The sequence below is a fragment of the Paenibacillus baimaensis genome, from assembly GCF_025567575.1.
Map to the genome: position 1 here is coordinate 17862 of NZ_JAOQIO010000123.1, position 17200 is coordinate 35061.

At 46.5% G+C, this 17200-nt stretch carries 17 protein-coding genes; 12 read left to right on the forward strand and 5 right to left on the reverse strand.

The window, feature by feature from the left end:
• Positions 1-173: 173 nt before the first annotated feature.
• Positions 174-1409 carry a glycosyltransferase family 2 protein gene (locus tag OB236_RS36045; RefSeq protein WP_262688362.1) on the reverse strand — a complete coding sequence of 412 codons (1236 nt, stop codon included), beginning with the start codon at positions 1407-1409 and terminating at the stop codon, positions 174-176.
• A gap of 581 nt (positions 1410-1990) precedes the next feature.
• On the opposite strand from OB236_RS36045, the gene OB236_RS36050 reads away from it, so the two are divergent.
• Both OB236_RS36050 and OB236_RS36055 read left to right on the forward strand, forming a co-directional pair.
• On the forward strand, positions 1991-2518 hold the full coding sequence (locus tag OB236_RS36050) for a phosphatase PAP2 family protein (RefSeq protein ID WP_076229689.1): 528 nt from the start codon (positions 1991-1993) through the stop codon (positions 2516-2518).
• Positions 2519-2592: 74 nt separating this feature from the next.
• Entirely contained in the window at positions 2593-3723 is a 1131-nt protein-coding gene (locus OB236_RS36055) for an MGDG synthase family glycosyltransferase (RefSeq protein ID WP_262688363.1), read from the forward strand.
• Positions 3724-3836: 113 nt separating this feature from the next.
• Here OB236_RS36055 and trmB read toward each other — a convergent pair whose 3' ends face one another.
• On the reverse strand, positions 3837-4556 hold the full coding sequence (trmB, locus tag OB236_RS36060; protein WP_262688364.1) for a tRNA (guanosine(46)-N7)-methyltransferase TrmB: 720 nt from the start codon (positions 4554-4556) through the stop codon (positions 3837-3839).
• Positions 4557-4693: 137 nt separating this feature from the next.
• Entirely contained in the window at positions 4694-5314 is a 621-nt protein-coding gene (locus tag OB236_RS36065; protein ID WP_262688365.1) for a hypothetical protein, read from the reverse strand.
• A 183-nt stretch (positions 5315-5497) separates the two neighbouring features.
• On the opposite strand from OB236_RS36065, the gene OB236_RS36070 reads away from it, so the two are divergent.
• From OB236_RS36070 to OB236_RS36090, 5 genes are all read left to right on the forward strand, one after another.
• Positions 5498-6454, forward strand: coding sequence for a TIGR01212 family radical SAM protein (locus OB236_RS36070; RefSeq protein WP_262688366.1), 957 nt, complete (start codon positions 5498-5500; stop codon positions 6452-6454).
• 121 nt (positions 6455-6575) lie between these two features.
• The gene (locus OB236_RS36075) at positions 6576-7349 is read left to right on the forward strand and encodes a c-type cytochrome (RefSeq protein ID WP_262688367.1); all 774 of its coding nucleotides are present in this window, start codon (positions 6576-6578) and stop codon (positions 7347-7349) included.
• Positions 7350-7369: 20 nt separating this feature from the next.
• Positions 7370-7948, forward strand: coding sequence for a tRNA (mnm(5)s(2)U34)-methyltransferase (locus tag OB236_RS36080; RefSeq protein WP_256711233.1), 579 nt, complete (start codon positions 7370-7372; stop codon positions 7946-7948).
• 65 nt (positions 7949-8013) lie between these two features.
• The gene (locus OB236_RS36085) at positions 8014-8982 is read left to right on the forward strand and encodes a type I phosphomannose isomerase catalytic subunit (protein WP_262688368.1); all 969 of its coding nucleotides are present in this window, start codon (positions 8014-8016) and stop codon (positions 8980-8982) included.
• 91 nt (positions 8983-9073) lie between these two features.
• On the forward strand, positions 9074-9691 hold the full coding sequence (locus OB236_RS36090; RefSeq protein ID WP_262688369.1) for an NUDIX hydrolase: 618 nt from the start codon (positions 9074-9076) through the stop codon (positions 9689-9691).
• 78 nt (positions 9692-9769) lie between these two features.
• Here the strand turns inward: OB236_RS36090 and OB236_RS36095 are convergent, their stop codons facing one another.
• Both OB236_RS36095 and OB236_RS36100 read right to left on the reverse strand, forming a co-directional pair.
• Positions 9770-11533: a B12-binding domain-containing radical SAM protein gene (locus tag OB236_RS36095; protein ID WP_076229679.1), complete on the reverse strand. Its 1764-nt coding sequence runs from the start codon at positions 11531-11533 to the stop codon at positions 9770-9772.
• 113 nt (positions 11534-11646) lie between these two features.
• Positions 11647-11877 (reverse strand): hypothetical protein, encoded by a 231-nt coding sequence (locus OB236_RS36100; protein WP_076229678.1) that lies wholly within the window; start codon positions 11875-11877, stop codon positions 11647-11649.
• 375 nt (positions 11878-12252) lie between these two features.
• Between OB236_RS36100 and OB236_RS36105 the strand changes: the two genes are divergently transcribed.
• From OB236_RS36105 to OB236_RS36125, 5 genes are all read left to right on the forward strand, one after another.
• A complete protein-coding gene (locus OB236_RS36105; RefSeq protein WP_262688370.1) occupies positions 12253-13248 on the forward strand; it encodes an RluA family pseudouridine synthase in 996 nt (331 codons plus the stop codon).
• 179 nt (positions 13249-13427) lie between these two features.
• Entirely contained in the window at positions 13428-14006 is a 579-nt protein-coding gene (locus OB236_RS36110) for a nitroreductase family protein (protein WP_076229677.1), read from the forward strand.
• A 34-nt stretch (positions 14007-14040) separates the two neighbouring features.
• Positions 14041-15033 (forward strand): ABC transporter substrate-binding protein, encoded by a 993-nt coding sequence (locus OB236_RS36115; protein WP_262688371.1) that lies wholly within the window; start codon positions 14041-14043, stop codon positions 15031-15033.
• A 111-nt stretch (positions 15034-15144) separates the two neighbouring features.
• Entirely contained in the window at positions 15145-16146 is a 1002-nt protein-coding gene (locus OB236_RS36120) for a FecCD family ABC transporter permease (RefSeq protein ID WP_262688372.1), read from the forward strand.
• Positions 16143-17186, forward strand: coding sequence for a FecCD family ABC transporter permease (locus tag OB236_RS36125; protein ID WP_262688373.1), 1044 nt, complete (start codon positions 16143-16145; stop codon positions 17184-17186). Before OB236_RS36120 ends, OB236_RS36125 begins: the two co-directional genes overlap by 4 nt.
• Positions 17187-17200: the final 14 nt, after the last annotated feature.

Consider the following 17200-nt stretch of genomic DNA (forward strand, 5'->3'; position numbering starts at 1 on the left):
CGCGGGCTGCGAACGCCCACGTCTGTTAAAGTTTAAGTGATCAATTACCAAATTCACATTCACTCTAGCTTTATAACCAGCCAACTCAAGGTCAGTCAGGTGAGAAGCGGGCGCCTCTTCTTTTTCAACTAGGTCATCATATCATAAAATGCTTTACAAAGTCAAACGCTTATTTAGCTAACCTGCTTGCTTTGTACTTCCTCCAACCGAATGACACGCGTGTGCTCGGTGTGGCTCCATTGCTTGTTATTTTGCGTGAAGAATGCATAGACGGTTATTGGCCACCAGGATAACATAAACAGCGGAAACGGGATCAGGTACAAATAGGTTTTCCAATTTGCCTTTTCAATAATAAGCGCTAGCGGGAATTGAATAAAGCTCAGAATACCAATCGTCATAAATAGCGGCGGTGAGTAATCGAATAAGGATTGAAGGTAGGGCAGACCTGGTGTAATCCTATCTGTCCACAAAACAATCGTAACTAACGAACCGATCAGCACATTGTATACGTTAAGTGCATATAGGCCTGTGTCTAGCTTCGACCAGCTGCCTTCCTTCAGACCTTGCCACAGCAAAGGAAAGGAATAACGGCGTGCTACATCAAAATGACCTTGCATCCAGCGAAGACGCTGTTTGGCGGAAGCTTTGAAGGTCAGAGGCTTTTCATCGTATACCTTGGCATCATAATTAAATGTTGGGTTAATGCCACGCTGTACACAACGCATGGTGAACTCCAGATCCTCAACCAGACTGGTTGCGCCCCAGCCGATTTCCTTCAGCAGGTTCGTATCGAAGCACATGCCTGTGCCTCCAAGGAAGTTAGCCAAGCCAAGGTTTTGGCGCGGAAGCTGCCATAGACGGTTGCAATACCAATAAGTTACGGCATAAGCCGCAGTAATCCATGAATCGTTCGGGTTCTTGGTATCCAGATAAGCCTGAATAACCTTGGAGCCGTTACACAAGTCATTGTTCATAAGAGTCAAATAATCCGGATTCACCAGATTGTCCGCATCAAACATCACGATGGCATCATAGCTGCGTGGCTTCTTCCAAAGCTCCTTCAGCATCCATTCAATGGCATAGCCTTTACCACGAAGCTTGAGATTGTGACGTTCACATGCATAGGCTCCCTTGCTGCGGGTAATATCGGCTGTACGGTCTGTGCAGTTGTCGCAAATTACGAATACATCATATAATTCTTTCGGATAATCGAGTTTTTTCAAATTATCGATCAGCGCACCGACCACTTGTTCCTCGTTATGAGCGGCGACCAGAATAGCGAATGATTTTTGTGGTGCAAATTGCGGCTTTGCCTTGACCCGATACCAGCCAAAGCACGTCAAAAAGAGCTGATAAACCCCAATCAGCGCCAAGACAACCTGAATAACCAGTATGACATTGTCCAGCATTTAAAATCCCCCTTTTTTGTTATGTACCCCAAAGTTTTCTCTGTCTATCATGCTTAGGCATGTATAAGCTTCGTTGGTTTATATTTTTTTTCCAAACAACCGAATATGATTTTCCTCTCTTTCCTATACTTTGTCAAAAGCGCCTTATAGCCGGAATAAGCCGGATCTTATGAATAATCAGTGTTTTATAAGGAATTAAGGTCATGTTCTTTGCCATCCATGCTTTATTCCGTCTTTTCATCAATTCTCAGCGATTTTCATTGTACTAATTGACCGATAGCAGCTTTTCTCAAGTTTTTGCAGGGCGCCAGCCTGTATTTTGGGGTCGATACACAGCTTTTATGATACAATAATTCTACTGCTTGCACAAATTTTGCGTAAGCTCCCTGTTCCTGCTGCCGCTGCCTAGATGTTTAAACGGTATTTATATGCGGTTAATACTCCAATAACAAACGAAGTATATAATATGGAGTAGGTATGTATATGCTGGTTATAAAAGATGATTAAAAAGTCACCTTATATTCACATCATTACTGATCGGTTTGTGCACCTTATATACTTTTAAACAGGAGGTGACTGGAATGAAACGCTTCGTGTCCTGGCTGCAGCAGCAAGAGAACCGTATGTTTCTATGGATTAACAAAAGGATGCGCCGTACTTACCTGGATCGCTTCTTCAATATGATTACCCACCTTGGAGGTGCAACCTTCACGGTGACAGCCGCATTGTGCTTGAGCTTATTCGGGCATGACAGCTGGCGTCTGGCAGGCATGCAGAGCTGTATTGCATTAGCCGTCAGTCATGTGCCAGTCGCCTTGTTCAAAAAAAACTATCCGCGGCTTCGACCTTATCTTGTTCTCAAGGATACGAATACATACAAAAATCCGTTAACGGATCATTCGTTTCCTTCAGGACACACTACAGCCATCTTTTCCATTACGATTCCGCTTTTCTATGCCAACGCTTGGTTAGGCACAGTTTTGCTGCCAGTCGCATCCTTAGTGGGCATATCGCGCATGTATCTGGGACTACACTACCCGTCGGACTGTCTGGTTGGCTGTATCATCGGCACCGCTGCCGCATTTGGAGCTGTCGTATTATTCACATAGTTGCTTTTTGGGTTCAAAATGATTAATGTTAAATTTGTGTAAATCCAATTGTAACAAGGTATGGTGAAACGCATATGCGTAAAAAAAGGGTCTTGTTATTATCCGAAGGCTTTGGGGCCGGGCATACACAAGCTGCTCAGGCACTGTCAGTCAGTCTTCGTATGCTCTCACCCGATATCCAGACACGTGTACTGGAGCTCGGCTCCTTTCTCAATCCAACTTTGGCTCCTTGGATACTTACTGCTTACCGCAAAACCGTTACCACACAGCCCAAGCTGTATGGGATCATGTATCGTTCCCAGTATAAAAAGTCTTTAAACCGTTTTGCTCAATTAGCTCTGCACCGAATTTTTTATGCACAGACGGCCGCTGTTGTTCATCAGCTTCGACCCGATGCGATCGTTTGCACGCATCCGATTCCCAATGCGGTGATTTCAAGATTAAAGCGAGCTGGCTTAAACGTTCCTTTGTGTACGGTGATTACGGATTATGATGCGCATGGCACCTGGGTAAGTTCTGAGGTTAACAAATATTTGGTGTCCAGCTCTAATGTTAAGGATCAGCTTTTGAAGCGTGGTGTGTTGCCCGAAGCTATAGAGGTGACGGGGATACCTGTTCATCCGAATTTTTGGGAGCCGCATAATCGTGAAGAGCTGCGCTCACAGTTTGGCTTAAAGGCTATGCCGACGGTACTTGTTATGGGTGGCGGCTGGGGGCTGATGAGCACAAAGGAATCATTGAACCATTTCACGGACTGGCGGGAAAAGATCCAATTGATTATTTGTCTCGGCAGTAACGATAAGGCATTAGCTGAATTGTCACACGATGAACGGTTTCAGCATGAAAATATTCGATTGATGGGATTCACGCGAGAAGTCGATAAATGGATGGAAGTGTCCGATTTACTGATTACAAAGCCAGGCGGTATGACCTGTACCGAGGGCTTATCCAAAGGGATTCCGATGTTATTCTACCAACCGATTCCCGGCCAAGAGGAAGAGAATATGGATTACTTCACCCAGCACGGGTATGGGGAGCCCATTAAATCGGAAGCCACCATTGATCGATGGTTTCAACAGCTGATTGACCGGTATTCCGATCTGTCCAAGGCACGCTCGAACCCAACCTCACATAATGATGCCTATCATCCAGCCGATTGCTCACAAGCGATTATGGAGATGCTGAAGGTTAACGTGAGTTCATGAGAAATATGATTTCAGTTGCAAAAAGCATGCAAGTACTCCATGATGGAGAGCTTACATGCTTTTTGTATGTTAAACGTCTTGATTATATATAATCGCTGCACAATAAGGCTTGCTTACAATTCCTCCGAACGCTCCAGATCAGCCAGCTGTTGTAGATGCTGATCCATCGCCTGCTTGCCAATCACCACTTCCAACCGATGAATAGGAACACCCTGCTCCGAAAATTTGGTTTCATATTCAGTTAAAACCAAGTCGGTACGAACGCCTTCTCTATGCAAATTGAGTGAAATGTTACGCATACGCAGACCCATGTCTGCAAAAGAATTCAACGAAAACTCGAAAAGAGAACGTGAATCGGTTTTAAAATGAATTTCGCCCTTTTCATTCAAAATTTCGATATATTTGCGCACAAATCCGGCATGCGTCAATCGACGGCGGGCGTGTCGTTTTTTGGGCCACGGGTCGCTAAAATTCAAATAAATCCGTTCCAATTCGCTGTTATCGAAGATCTCTTCGATTTTTTCAATATTAAATAATGCCAGCTTGAGGTTATCCAGACTTCCTCCATCCGCGGCACGTGCCAGTTCTGCTTTTTCACCAGCCCTGCGCAGCAGTTCATCGTACATATCAACGCCTATGTAATTAATATTAGGGTTCTGATAGCTAAGCTCACTAATAAATTTGCCTTTTCCCATCCCAAGCTCGACATGAATCGGGTTATTATTGCCAAATAACGAGCTCCATTTTCCTTTATAAGTCGCAGGCTCCAATATAATAAGCTCTGGTTGTGCTATGAGTGCTTCTCGAATTCCTTTTCTTCCTCGTAAACGCATAATCATCCTCCGGCTGTAAACTTACGATTATCTTACACACGAACTAACCGCTCAGGAATGATTATACTCTAAATAGGTAGTTTATGAAAAGACGGCCGCCATCAGCCTGAAGGCAGCCGCCGTTCTTATCTCTAAAATTATTTAATGTCCGATTCGTTACGGTTCCCGCCACGCATCCCGACCAGACCTAACAGACCAAGTAATCCCAGCCAACCCCAGTTTGTACCTTTTGTCGTTGTATCCGCATTGGCACGATAGCTATAAGTATCATAATTGCCGCCATACCCTTTTGTGTTCGCATTTGTATTGCTATAAGTGTTCATTCGGTCAAGCAGGTGATGGGTCTTGTTGCTAACGGTGTTGCCTAATGTGGTGCCATAATTGGTAGTACCTGTACCTGTTCCATCTGTGCCATAAGTTCCATAGGCACCAGGTGTTGTGCTTGTAGTACCATATCCTGTTGTTCCTGTTCCATTTGTACCATACCCAGTTGTTCCCGTTCCCGTTGTGCCAGTTCCATAAGTTCCGGTTGTGTCAGTTGTTGTTCCTGTACCATAGGTACCTGTGCCTGTTGTTGTACCCGTTGTTCCCATACCATCGGTACCCGTCGTAGTCCCCGTTCCATAAGCATTTAACGTACCCGTACCGCTGCTGCCTGTAGTCGAGCTATTGACCCCCATCTCTGCAAAAGCCTGAGTACCGAACCCCATAGTTGAAGTCAGGGCCAACACAATCACCAGCTTGCTAAACTTGTTCATTGAATGATTCTCCCTTCGAACTGTTTTGTTTGGTACAAATGTAGCATGGTCGATTAGAGCATGAAGTATTCTTTGAACATGCAGGGGGCTTTTGCTATGGGAAATGTTCGCAAACCGCTTCAATATACGTTAAAATGGAGCTGATTGCATTTATGGATTTGCCACAAGAAGGAGTTTTGTAACATGAATCAAATTCAAGAAACAGCGTTCCCCGTTCAATGGGGTGACAAGCGATTTCATACATGGAATACCGAAATGCGCCGCGTATTTGGCAGCAAGGTTTTTAAGGTAATGCTTGACGCCGGATTTACTTGTCCAAACCGGGATGGTGCGATTGCCACAGGCGGCTGTACCTTTTGCAGTGCGCGCGGCTCCGGAGATTTTGCAGGCAGCCGCCGTGATGATCTGGTTACACAATTCAACAAAATTCGCGATCTGCAGCATAAAAAATGGCCTGATGCGCAATATATCGGTTATTTCCAAGCCTATACCAACACCTACGCACCTGTAGACGAGCTGCGTGAGTATTATGAAGTCATTTTACAGCAGCCAGGGGTCGTTGGCCTCTCTATCGCCACAAGGCCGGACTGCTTGCCGGATGATGTTGTCGAATATTTGGCCGAGTTGAATGAAAGGACCTATTTGTGGGTTGAAATGGGCCTGCAAACTGTTCATGAATCAACTTCCAAGCTGATTAATCGCGCTCATGATACGCAGTGCTATACCGATGCGGTAGCCAAGCTTAAAAAGCACAATATTCGGACCTGCGCCCACATTATTCATGGTCTTCCTGGTGAAACCCATGAAATGATGCTTGAAACTGGTCGCGTTGTAGCCAAAATGGGTGTGGAAGGCATTAAAATCCATCTGCTGCATTTAATGCGTAAAACGCCGATGGTAAAGCAGTATGAGGCAGGACTGCTGCGCTTTTTGGAAATGGACGAGTATGTCAAACTTGTGGTTGACACCCTTGAGCTGCTGCCTCAGGAAATGATTGTCCACCGACTTACCGGTGATGCACCTCGCGACTTATTGATCGGCCCGATGTGGAGCCTGAAAAAATGGGAAGTGCTTAACGCTATCGACGCGGAGCTGCGAAATCGGGATACGTATCAAGGTAAGAAATTCATCTGCTCCTGACATTATTTTCATGAATGGTTGAACCGAATAACATCTGCTATACGTTACCTGAGTAGGCGTTATGATCCAGGCATCAACCTGAGCATGAATTTAATTACTTGTGAGGAGCTGTGACTATTTAATGAAGAAACGTAACCTGTTTGTATGGACCTGTATGTTAACCGTATTGGCTATTGCCGGATGCAGCAGTGACAAGCCTGCTGCACAGCAAGCAAGCTCTACACCGAACCCGGCGAGCCCGAGCGCGGCTGTCACCCCGCCGAAGTCTGAGACTGAGGCTAAACCGCCAGCTAACACACCAAGCGGTACCAGTTCTGGCAGTACAGCGGCTAACAGCTCAGCCGAAGCAGCGAAACCTGCTGCGACGCCTACGCCAGAGCCAGCGAAGCCAACAGGTGCCGCCGAGGTCAAGCCCGCACCTGCAGCGGTGCAAGAGCAGCCGAAGGCAGCGACACCTGAGGTCGTCAAGCCGACTGTACCGCAGACGCAAGAGCCTAAGGTGGCCGTGTCAGAGCCGGCCAAGACGGAGGCTGCGAAGCCGAAAGCACAGCCCGTGCAAGAGCAGCCCAAAGCGGCACCTGCTCCCAGTCCTGCCCCGGCACCTGTAGCATCACCCGTGGATGCGCCCAAGCCAGCCGCAGAAACCAAAGCACCGGTCGCCACCGCCGCTGCTGCAAAAGCAGAAGTGCTGTTCAAGGACAACTGTATGGCTTGTCATGGAGATCAACTGCAAGGCGGTATGGGTCCCAATATATCGGCTGTAGGTTCCAAAAGAAATAAAGATGAATTAATTGCCAAAATAAATGGTGGCGGAAAGGTGATGCCAGCATTCAAAGATATGCTTAAGACTGATGAGGTTGAAGCATTGGCAAGCTGGCTGGCCAGCAAAAAATAATCGATGGAGGCGGGTTCGGTTTGTTATCTATTCTTAACTATGCCCACAAGCTGGTCCAGCAGCTTGTGGGACCCGGAGACACGGTAGTCGATGCTACTGCTGGCAATGGGGGCGACACGCTTTTCCTCGCAAGGCTTGTAGGTCATGAAGGCACTGTACATGCCTTTGATATTCAACAGCAAGCGATTACCGCAACTAAACAGCGCTTGGCCCAAGAGCAGCCGGACTATTCCCATGTCCGGCTGCATTTGTGCAGTCATGCAGAGCTGGAATCCCATGTCCCGGAAGCCGCGCAGCGACGGATTGGAGCGGTTATGTTCAACCTGGGCTACCTGCCTGGAGGCGATCATCAAGCTGTTACAACCCCATCCGCTACCATTCCCGCGCTGCAGGCTGCCGCAGCCAGCTTAAGAAAAGGCGGTATACTGACTATCGTGTTGTATACAGGACATCAAGGTGGCGAAGATGAGGCCGCAGCCGTTCGAGCCTGGGCCGAACAGCTACCGCAAAAACAGTTTCAGGTGCTGGAATACCGTTTCATGAATCAAAGAAATCACCCTCCCTATTTGATCGCGGTAGAAAAGCTGAAGCTGGATTGATATAATGTAAGGTAGGCTACATATGCATAAAGAAACAGAACTCATGCGAGAAAGCAGGGAATCGAATGAAACCATATCCTTTATTATTTCAACCGGAACTGAAAGAACGTGTTTGGGGAGGTCGGGCGCTTGAGCAATTCGGGCTGGAATTACCGGAGGGCCCTATCGGGGAGGCTTGGGCCATTGGCGATCATCCTAACGGTACGACCAAAGTTATTAATGGTTCACTTAAAGGCCTTGGTCTGGACGAAGTCCGTGAGCAATACGGTCAGAAGTTTTTTGGCAGCAAAGGATTTTCCGAGAAAAACGGCCGGTTCCCTTTATTGATCAAATTGCTGGATTGTCAGGACGACTTGTCCGTTCAGGTTCATCCTAACGATACTTATCAAGGGTTGCCGTCAGGTGAGCTGGGCAAAACAGAAATGTGGTATATTCTTGACGCCAAGCCAGGAGCCAAAATTATTTATGGCATGAACGATGGGGTCACCCGTGAGCAATTGGCTCAGGCAATTAGCGAAAACCGGATTATGGATACGCTGAATGAGATTACAGTTGAAACCGGCGACTCCTTCTACATTCCTTCAGGTACTGTACATGCTTTGGGTGCAGGTGTACTTGTTGCCGAAATTCAGCAAAATTCCGACAGTACATACCGCTTGTATGATTACAATCGATTGGGTCTGGACGGCAAGCCTCGGGACTTGCATATTGAAGACTCGTTAAATGTAATTGCTTACTCCAATTCCGGAGCTACTTTTATGAAAACCAATTTGGAATCATCCAATCAATGGTTGACCTTGGCTCAATCACCATTTTTCATTACGGAAAAGGGCAAGGTTGAACAGTCATGGAAGCTGCAAACAACGCCGGAAAGCTTTATCATTCATGTGATCTGTGACGGATCCGGGACGATTGAATGGGGCGATGGAGAGCAGCAGTCTGTCAAACCGGGTGAGTGTTATCTGATTCCTGCCAATTTAGGCGAGTATACGCTCACGGGATCGATGACGGTTCTAAGAAGCTATCTGCCTTAATTCTTATTTGTATGATACAAAATAAACTAAGCATCTGAATGGCCCCCTGAAACATGGCTCTCAGATGCTTTTTCAATGAGGTGTGTTCGTAATGAGCTTGCAATGGCTGGATTGGGCAAAAAGGATACAATTTTTATCGCAAGCGGGGTTAACCTTTTCCAAAGATCCCTTTGATATCGAACGGTTCACCGAGCTGCGAACCATTAGTGCGGAAATTATGCAGACCTATACGGGATTAGAGATGGACAAGATCAATGACTTATTTACGAATGAAACCGGCTTTCAAACGCCTAAAGCGGATGTTCGCGGAGTCGTGTTTAAAGACGATCAAATTTTAATGGTAAGAGAAAGCAATAACAATAGATGGTCTTTACCTGGCGGTTTTTGCGATATCGGTCTATCCCCCTCTGAAAATGTAATCAAGGAAATGAAGGAGGAGTCTGGATATGAGGTAAAGGTCACGAAACTGCTCGCTATTTTTGACAGCACTAAACATCCACACCCGCCTCAACCTTACCATTATTACAAAATCTTTATTCGCTGTGAGATTATCGGGGGAGCTCCAATAACAGGAATAGAAACAACGGATATCCAGTTTTTTTCTGAAAATCAATTACCGAACCTTTCCACCGATAGAAATACCGAATCCCAAATTAAGCTGATTTTTGAATTTTTAAGAAATCCAGATCAACCAACCATAATTGATTAACAACGCAAAAAGCAGTCTAAAACTATACTTTCTAGTTAAGACTGCTTTTTGTTGAATATATGGTCGATAAGCTAAGACTTACATCGCCTGCGCCGATGTTAGCGACAATGTAAAGTGCATTGCACGAGTCGAAGTGTCGGGCGGGAAATAAATGATAAGCAACTGCTCTGCATCGGCGATAAGCTCGCCTGTTTCCAGATACGTATCCAGTCGGAACGGAAGCACCTCGATCATCACGTGCTTGTGGATATCCTTCTCCCCGATACCAAGTTCAGCATAAGCTGTGGAAACGGCCTCCGGGTTATGGACAAGCCTGCGTAAGTAATCGTTCTGCGCCGCTTTGTTCAGAGTAAATTCCCACCATATTTTACGAGGCTTGTACTTATGGTTGAGGAAGTAATCCAGTTTCATCAAGCCCTCAATAACATCCATCCGCTGTGTTCCCCGATGAATCAGGAACGCACGCAGTCGGGTAAACAAATCCTCGAGCTGATGGCCGATTTTTTGCCAGCCCTGGGTTTCCCAATAGTCGCCAAACTGCTGGAAGAAATCAAATGCCGAAGGGAACTGCTCCCGAATTAAATAATTCACGGTATGATCCAGACGATGTGAATTCCAGTATTTTTCCAATACATCCTCAACCCGTTTGATCCTTACCAGATCGGAGAAAGGCAAAATATCGTTGCCAAGAATTTCGTAGGGCGCATTGTCCATATACATATAACCATACTTTTCTGCATCAGCGCGCATGCCTGTACCCCGCAGCATTTTCAAAAATCCGAGCTGCAGCTCCTCGGGCCCCAATTCAAACACATCGTTGAACGTTTTGCGGAATGAATTATAATTCTCCTCAGGCAAACCGGCAATCAAATCCAAATGCTGATCAATCTTGCCACTTTCCTTGACCATGGTCACGGTTCGCGACAGCTTGGCAAAATTTTGCCGACGCTTCACAAGTCCATTCGTCAAATCATTCGTGGACTGCACGCCAATTTCAAAACGGAACACACCCGGCGGCGCATTTTCCGCCAAATACTCCAATACCTCGGGTCGCATAATGTCCGCTGTAATCTCAAATTGGAACACACAGCCCTGATGGTTGTTAATGAGAAATTCAAATATGTCCATCGCATAATCGCGCTTGATATTAAAGGTTCTGTCCACAAACTTGATCAGCTTCGCACCCGATGCGATCAAATACAGAATGTCGTTTTTTGTCCGATCGATGTCAAAATAACGAACACCCACTTCAATCGAAGACAAACAGAACTGACAGCTAAACGGGCAGCCACGGCTCGTTTCAAAATAAACGACACGGTTCGCCAGGCTCGGAACATCTTCGGCAAATCGGTGTGGTGATGGGATATCGTCGAGCTTCAGCTTTGGCCGCGGCGGGTTGATCAGAACTCTGCCCTCTTTGCGATAAGCAGTCCCGAATACACTGTAGAAGGCACGATCTCCGCTAATTTCCTTCAGTAAATGATGGAAGGTTTCTTCTCCCTCACCCATCACGATATAATCGACCTGCGGCAGTCTCTCCATCCAATAATCGGTATCATAAGAGACCTCAGGACCACCTAAAATAATAATAAGCTGAGGATTAATTTTCTTCAGCATACTGATCACGGTAATCGTTTCTTCGATATTCCAGATGTAACAGGAGAAACCGATCACATCAGGCTGACGTTGAAATAAATCCGAAACAATGTTCATCGCCGGATCTTTTATCGTATATTCCGTAATGTCTATGTTAAAATCGTCGCCACAAAAGGCTTTCAAATAACGGAGGGCAAGCGATGTATGGATAAATTTGGCGTTAAGCGTCGATAATACGATTTTCATGCGAAATAACCTCTTTTACTTTACAGGATTCATGCAACCCTATTTTACACGGAAAAGATGCCGAATACAAAAAAAAGAAATGGAACACCTCGTAAGGTAAATTCCATTTCCAGCTACAAGCCTGCTGTATTCGTTTGAATGCCGCCAACCTCAGGAACCATTGCACTTAACATGAAATCGTCATTGCCTTCTTCTGCCCAGTAATTCGCCTGCGTCATAAGCTGTGCTTCAACCTGTTCTTTTTGCGTGACAAGCTGCTGTGCCATAATACCCTCGGATTGCTCAATCGTGTGCTGGAGCTTCTTTCTTTGCTCCATCCGTTTGGCCATTTGATATAAAATCATTAATTTCCCTCCTCTTTCATTCACTACGGACTAAGTGTAAGCCACCAACATGAACGCAGTATTAACTTAGTGTGAACACTCTGTTAACTTAGGATGATTTACCACTATTTACCGATTATTACCGTTTACCTTCTATTTATAGGATTCCCGGTAAAGTTTATTCTATGCATGGAAAGCGTTCATTATGTCAAATAAAGCAAGATTATGCTGATGTCCATACAAACTAGTCGCGAAGTCGTTACTATGGGGTCCTCATACCCACCTTCGAGTATATGATTTAGCATTCACTGCGCATGACCTTCTCCCGTCCTGCCGAACATGGTATAGTAAAGAAATAAACCGAATAAACCAATGAATCGGAGCGACAACTACCTAATGAGTAAACCACCCAAAGCCAATCGAGGCGCAAATCGAAATCCACGCCCAGCTAACAAAGCGAATATTTCTAATAAGCCGACTACTTCACATAAGGGTCCTTCCAAACCTATCGTCTTCAAGGTAGCCGAGCCCACGGAGCTGCTGACTTTTTTATTGGAGCATCTCTCCAATATGGGACGTAATTCAGTTAAATCCATTCTGGCCCGCGGGCAGGTTTCAGTGAATGATCGGACTATAACCACCTATAATTTTGCGCTCAAGCCCGGGCATATCGTCAGTATTAGCAAGGATAAATCCGCACAGGCATCACCTATATTGGGTCTCACTATTTTGCATGAGGATGAGGATCTCATCGTCATTAACAAGGATTCCGGTATTCTGTCAGTTTCAGCGACGCACAAGGAAGACGAGGTCACAGCCTATCGTCAGCTTACGATGCATGTTCGTGAAGAAAATCCGCGCAACCGGATTTTCATCGTTCACCGACTGGACCGTGACACCTCGGGAGTGATGGTATTCGCCAAAAGCGAGAAGGTTCAGCAAACCTTGCAAAACGCATGGCAAGACATGGTCAAGGAGCGTTCCTACACAGCTCTGGTTGAAGGCAAGGTGCGAAAAATTGAAGGTACGATCACCTCATGGCTCAAAGAAAGCAGCACACTTAAGATGTACTCCAGCCACTACCCCAATGATGGACAACAAGCGATAACTCATTACCGATTGGTCCAAACGAACGGAAATTTTTCTTTGTTGGATATTCATCTGGAAACAGGCCGCAAAAATCAGATTCGTGTTCATATGGAGGACATCGGGCATCCTGTGGTCGGTGACAAGAAATATGGCTCCAAGTCGAAAATCATTAACAGGCTCGGTCTGCACGCACGCGTTCTAGCCTTTATACATCCTACCAAGGGGGAACTACTGCGCTTCGAAACGGCGATTCCCAAAATGTTCTTGCACCCGTTTCGCCCATCCCCTCATGCCAGCCTATAGCCTTAACCTAAGGAGCCCATCGCGATGGGTTCTTTTTTTATTCATATGTCGGGACAAAATAATCCAGCCAATCAGGCAAATTAAGATATGTACAATCACCAAAATCATCTTTATGATGGATAAGGATTAATGATAATCATTATCAATTATATAGAGCTATAAAAGGAGGTTACCCAGTCATGGAATCATTACATACTCAAAGTACAGGCGCAATGGCTAATTTGATAAAATCGCGACGTTCGATTCGTCAGTTCAAAAGCGATCCTGTTTCAAAGGAACTACTGATCGAGCTGCTGAATGTTGCTGCCTGGGCACCGACTCATGGAGTCCGGGAGCCGTGGAGATTCATTCTTTATATGGAAGAAGCACGTGACACACTGGCCAAAGCTATGGTCGATACCTATAGTGCTGAGGATCGGGTCAAGTATGCTCAAAAGAAAATGGATTATTTTCTGCATGTGCCCATGCACTTGATTGTGGTAATGAACGAGGATTCCCGTCAAAAGCAGTGGGATGAGGATTATGCAGCCGCTAGCGCCTGGATACAGACCTTTCAGCTTGCCGCATGGGAACAAGGACTTGGCGTCGTCTGGAAGACGAATAACTTTAATTACCACCCTGGCTTCAGGGAGACGGTAGGGGTGCAGCCAGGTGAGAAAATCGTCGGCTTGCTGCACATAGGCTATCCGGAGCTCATCCCTCCACCGCGTCCGCGCAAAGATGCCCAGCAAATTCTGACCATACATGACAAGCTGTAAGCTTGCAACAAAAGTTTAACAAGGGGGAACACCAATGAAACAGCTGCACTTATTATTAGCATTCGTTGTATTATTGTTTGCCGCTGGTTGCGGATCGAGTCCAGTTGCCTCTACAGGCGCAGCCACTGGCACTACGCCTGGAAAGGATGCAGCGTCGTCCAAGCCAGCTGCTGCTTATGACAAAACCATTACCCATACTATGGGGACCACTACCTTGAAAAAGGTACCTGAACGCGTTGTTGTCCTATTCAGCGGCATGGTGGACATCACTACTGCTTTAAACGTGAAGCCAGTAGGCGCGGTAGAATCATGGGATGAAAAACCGTGGTACAAGTATTTGGGTTCGAAGATGGATGGGGTTAAGAACCTCGGTGATGAATTGCAACCGAATATCGAAGCTATTATCGCTCTTAAGCCTGACCTGATCATCGGGCAAAAAACCAGGAATGAGAAAGTATATCCACAGCTTAATTCCATAGCTCCGACCATCATTGTGGGTGATTTATTTTCCTGGAAGGAAAATCTGAACATTGCTGCGGAAGCATTGAATAAGCAGGATGAAGCAGCAAAAATCATCAAGGAATGGGATACAGGTGTCGCTACATTTAAGCAAAAAATGGGCGATCGGCTCGGCAAATCCGAAGTATCGATTATTCGCTTCGAGCGGGATGGCAGTGCTCGGATTTACTCAACCGGCTTTGCAGGCACCATCTTCAAGGAGCTCGGATTGCCAAGACCGAAGGCACAGCAGGTTGAAGGTAAAACCGTGATCAATCTGACCTCCAAGGAGCAAATGCCACAGTTGGACGGCGACTATATCTTTGATATCACGTCTCAGGTGGATGATGGATCGAATGCAAGAAAGACTCAATCGGAATGGACCTCCCATCCTCTCTGGAAGGACCTTAAGGGCGTCAAGAACGGTAAATACTTTAAAGTCGATGTTGTGACATGGAATCTGGGTGCAGGCAGTACGGCAGCCAAATCGCTGTTGGATGATCTTTATAAATATTTTGAGATCAAATAGACTGTTCAGCTCCATTTCATATTTATTAATGGAATAGAAGTAACGCATAGGAGAATGAGCCGTGGGCTCATTCTCTCTTATGCATCATCAGGACATTTCTGGAGGATATCCATGACCGCTAATCTTTGGAGAGTATCGGGATTGGTCGCAGCCGCTTTAATATTGCTGGTTTGCCTAATCTCAAGTATTATGTTTGGAGCTACCAATTTCCGATTCGCCACCGCTTGGCAAACGCTCATGCATTACGATGAAAACGTGCGTGAACAGGTGATTATACATACGACACGTATGCCACGGGCATTCATCGCAGCAGCCATCGGGGCCAGTCTGGCTATTGCCGGAGCCCTGATGCAGGCATTAACCCGCAATCCACTTGCAGCGCCAAGTGTGCTTGGTGTGAATGCAGGGGCTACTTTTTTCATCGTATTCGCAGCAACGGTACTATCCGTCTCCTCGCTTTCCGTTTTGATGTGGATCTCATTCCTGGGAGCTGCTGTCGCTGCAGCAGCTGTGTATGTGCTCGGCTCCATGGGAAGAGACGGTTTAACGCCTATCAAAATTATTTTGGCGGGTTCGGCGATGACAGCTTTATTCTCTTCATTGACACAAGCGATGCTGGTCGTCAACAAACAAGTACTGAGCAGTGTATTATTCTGGTTAACCGGGTCCATCGCCGGACGCTCACCGGACATGCTGCTTGCTGTGCTTCCTTATATGATCGTATGCTGGCTGGCTGCTTGCGTCATTGCACGCGATGTCAATTTACTGTTGATGGGTGAGGATACTGCCAAGAGCCTTGGACAGCGTACAGTTGTGATCAAGACGGTGGCAGCGATCATCATTGTCGTTCTCGCTGGCAGCTCCGTTTCTGTAGCCGGACCCATCGGTTTTATCGGCATTGTCATTCCGCACATATCCCGATTTTTCGTTGGAATGGATTATCGCTGGGTCATTCCCTATTGTGCGCTGCTCGGTGCGATTCTGCTGATTTTGGCCGATCTGGTAGCCCGCTTTATTATGATTCCTGAAGAAATGCCGGTTGGTGTTATGACCGCCATGATCGGAGCTCCGTTCTTTATCTATATGGCTCGAAAGGGGATTGCCAAAACATGAAACCGTATGTCCCCATCCGCTCTGTCCGCGGGCGTATATCCTTCTTAATTCATAAGAGAACCGTGCTCGTCATTGCAGCGCTGCTCATTGTATGCACGACTGCATTTGTGGTCAGTACAGGACTTGGAGAAATGTATATCAAGCCCTTTGATGTCATTCGCAGCGTATTAGGTATAGGCGCTGAGGATCAAACCATGATTATTCAAAAGCTGCGTCTTCCTCGCATATTGCTGGCACTGCTGATCGGGGCTTCATTAGCATCCTCAGGCGCGATCCTGCAAGGGATGATCCGTAACCCTATGGCGTCACCAGACATATTGGGCGTGACAGGTGGTGCTGCCGTAGCGGCTGTTGTCTTTCTGACTTATTTCGCCAAAACGATGAGTATACGACTGCTTCCGGTATCCGCCATGCTCGGAGCAGCCGTTGTGGCCGTTGTCCTCTATGCGCTTGCCTGGAAAAAAGGAGTCACCCCATTTCGTCTTATTCTGGTTGGCGTAGGAGTCTCCACCCTGATGTCGGCCATGACCACGATGATGATCATTTTCAGTCCCAAAAATGATGCGGGCCAAGCCTATCTATGGCTGACGGGATCTGTATACGGAACAAATTGGGAAAATGTATTTACGCTGCTGCCGTGGACTGTCATTCTGATTCCATTAGCCTTCCTGTTGGCTCGGCACGTCAATATTCAACAGCTCGGGGACGATGTCGCTGCCAGCGCTGGAAGCCATGTAGAGCGCAATCGATTGGTGCTGCTGCTGTTAAGTGTTGCCTTGGCCGGATCAGCAGTTTCCGTGGGCGGTGGTATCGGGTTTGTCGGACTGCTGGCCCCACATATGGCACGCAAGTTGGTCGGAACCAGCTTCGGCAGTATCCTGCCTGTCTCTGCGCTGCTTGGAGCGATCATTGTCGTCGTTGCCGATCTCGTTGGCCGCACCTTTTTTCTCCCTTTGGACATCCCTGTAGGTGTGTTTACTTCTGCAGTAGGCGCCCCGTTCTTTATTTATTTGTTGTACACAAATCGTAATGCCGTATAACAGGAGCCAGACGA